At 72.4% G+C, this 2325-nt stretch carries 3 protein-coding genes and 1 pseudogene; all 4 read right to left on the bottom strand.

What is annotated here, in order from left to right; translation table 11 throughout:
• Positions 1-395: DEAD/DEAH box helicase (locus tag AIIKEEIJ_RS14050; RefSeq protein WP_238406357.1), on the bottom strand; the 395-nt coding region annotated here is incomplete at its 3' end.
• A 175-nt stretch (positions 396-570) separates the two neighbouring features.
• Entirely contained in the window at positions 571-1017 is a 447-nt protein-coding gene (locus AIIKEEIJ_RS14045) for a molybdenum cofactor biosynthesis protein MoaE (protein ID WP_102799154.1), read from the bottom strand.
• Positions 1010-2056 carry a bifunctional molybdenum cofactor biosynthesis protein MoaC/MoaB gene (gene moaCB, locus AIIKEEIJ_RS14040; protein WP_006940573.1) on the bottom strand — a complete coding sequence of 349 codons (1047 nt, stop codon included), beginning with the start codon at positions 2054-2056 and terminating at the stop codon, positions 1010-1012. The genes AIIKEEIJ_RS14045 and moaCB overlap by 8 nt, the downstream gene beginning before the upstream one ends.
• Positions 2053-2325: pseudogene (locus AIIKEEIJ_RS14035) on the bottom strand (gephyrin-like molybdotransferase Glp); the annotation flags it as partial. The gene moaCB and the pseudogene AIIKEEIJ_RS14035, both read right to left, overlap by 4 nt.

Raw genomic sequence — 2325 nt, 5'->3', positions numbered from 1 at the left:
CGTCGTGCAGAGCCGCCAGCTCGCGATGATCCCGCGCTGATCGTCGGGGCGATGCGGGGCACGACAACGGTCGTGGCAGGCTGTTGCCCATGACGAGAATTGCGGTGATTGACGACCGCGGCGATCTGCGTGGCCAGCTCGCGGGTGGGAGCCAGCACCAGCCCACGCGGGCGGCCGGCCTCGCGGGTGGCGCGGCCGGCCAGGCGCGCGGCGAGCGGAATGGAGAACGCCAGCGTCTTGCCACTGCCCGTGCGGCCCCGGCCGAGCACGTCACGGCCGGCCAGCGTGTCGGGCAGCGTGTCGACCTGGATCGGGAACGGGCTCGTGATGCCGCTGTCGCCCAGGGATGCCACCAGGGTCCGGGGGACGCCGAGGTCGGAGAAGGAAACGGTCATAGGTACAGAACTGCCTTTCGATGCAGCGTGCACGCACCCCGAGACGATCTCGGAGGGCGCAGTGGATCGCCGCAAGGAAAGCCGATGCCGGTATTGCATGCGGAACCGGGCACGATCCCGGCCCGCCGGTATCCCACGACGGTGAGCATCGTCGTGATGCCCGAACTACCGCAGCCTACCCCACGCCGGGATGCTCGTCGGCGCACGCGTCGAGGCCGACCCACTCGGACAGACCGTCCTCGAATCGCTGCCGCTTCCAGATGGGGACCTCGCGTTTGATGCGTTCGACCAGTTCGGCGCACACAGCGAAGGCTTCGGCCCGGTGCGGTGCCGCCACCGCCGCCACCAGCGCGAGATCGCCGATGGTGAGATCGCCCACTCTGTGGACCGCGGCGACCGGCAGTCCCGACTCCGCCGCCACCTGTTCGCAACAGCGACGCAGGAATCGCTCCGCCTCGGGGTGCGCCCGGTACTCGAGCGCGCTCACCGCGCGCCCGCCGTCGTGGTTGCGCACCACCCCGCTGAACAGCACCACCGCCCCGTGCTGGGGGCCGGCGACCGCGGCGTCCATCGACGCCGGGTCGAGCGGCTCGGCCGAGATCCGTGCCAGCAGCTCATTCATGCGCGCCTCCTCCGGCGACCTGGGCCAGCAGGTGGCCGAGAATCGGCTCGAGCACCGCCAGCCCGTCCTTCACGCCACCCGGTGAGCCGGGCAGATTGACCACCACCGTGCGGCCCACCAGCCCGGCCACGCCGCGTGACAGCGAGGCGTGCGGGGTGGCCTGCAGGCCGCGCAGGCGGATGGCCTCGGCGACCCCCGGCAGCTCGCGGTCCAGCAGCGCCAGCGTCGCCTCCGGGGTCGCGTCCGTGGGGGAGGCGCCGGTCCCGCCGGTGGAGATCACCAGGGCCGGGTCGCCGGCGAGCGCGTCCTCGAGGCCCCACGCGATGTCCGCGTCGGCATACACCAGCGGACCCCGCACCGTGAAGCCGCGCGCCTCGAGAAAGTCCGCGATCAGCGGGCCCGTCCTGTCCTCCCGCGTACCGGCAGCCACACCCGTGGACGCGACGAGCACCGTCGCCGGCACGCCGGCCTGCTCCAGGATGTCGTCCTCGTCCGGCGTGACGGTCTCGTCCTCCGCCGGTGCGGCGGTCTCCGCCTCGTCGCGCTGCCAGTGCCCGCGCTTGCCGCCCTCCTTCGAGACCAACCGCACTCCGTTCAGCACCGCGGCGGGGTCGACGGCCTTGACCATGTCGTGCAACGTCAGCCCGGCCACCGCGACGGCGGTGAGGGCCTCCATCTCGACGCCTGTGGGGCCCTTCGTCTTTGCCGTCGCCTCGATCGTGATCGCGGTGTCGGTGAACCCGAAGGTGACCTTCACCGACGACAGCGCCAACTGGTGGCACAGCGGAATCAGCTCCCACGTGCGCTTGGCCGCCGCGATCCCGGCGATCCGCGCGGTGGCGAGCACGTCCGCCTTGGGCATGTCGTCGGCCCGCACCAGCGACACCACCTCCGCGGTGGTGACGAGTTCGCCGGCGGCGACCGCGACGCGGGCGGTGTCGGCCTTGCCGGACACGTCGACCATGCGGGCGCGGCCCCTGTCGTCGAGGTGACTCAGGGCCCCGCCGTCGGGCGGGGTGAGGTCGTGCGGTTCGGTCATAGCGGTAGTACCTTCACGAGTTCTCCGGGTTCGAGGTCCGAGGTGTCGGCGGGGATGTCGAGCAGTACGTCCGCGGTGGCCATCGCGGCGATCAGGTGGGACCCGGCGCCGGGGATCGCCACCACGGCGCCGCCGTCGCGGCGAGCGCGCAGGAACTGGCGCTTGCCCGGCACGGAGCTGAGACCTGTTGACAGAGGACGGGTCTCGGGCTCGACGGCGGGCAGCCCCGCGGCGGCCCGCAGTACCGGCCGGGCGAACACCTCGAACGA

Source organism: Rhodococcus sp. YH1 (assembly GCF_009939605.1).
In the GTDB taxonomy this organism is placed as follows: domain Bacteria; phylum Actinomycetota; class Actinomycetes; order Mycobacteriales; family Mycobacteriaceae; genus Rhodococcus; species Rhodococcus aetherivorans.
The sequence above is the reverse complement of the archived record's forward strand: the minus strand, read 5'-3'. Positions and strand labels throughout refer to the sequence as shown.

Coding starts and splice junctions, on each gene's coding strand:
- AIIKEEIJ_RS14045 (WP_102799154.1), bottom strand. CDS start 1,017: ATGAATGAGCTGCTGGCACGGATCTCGGCCGAGCCGCTCGACCCGGCG.
- moaCB (WP_006940573.1), bottom strand. CDS start 2,056: ATGACCGAACCGCACGACCTCACCCCGCCCGACGGCGGGGCCCTGAGT.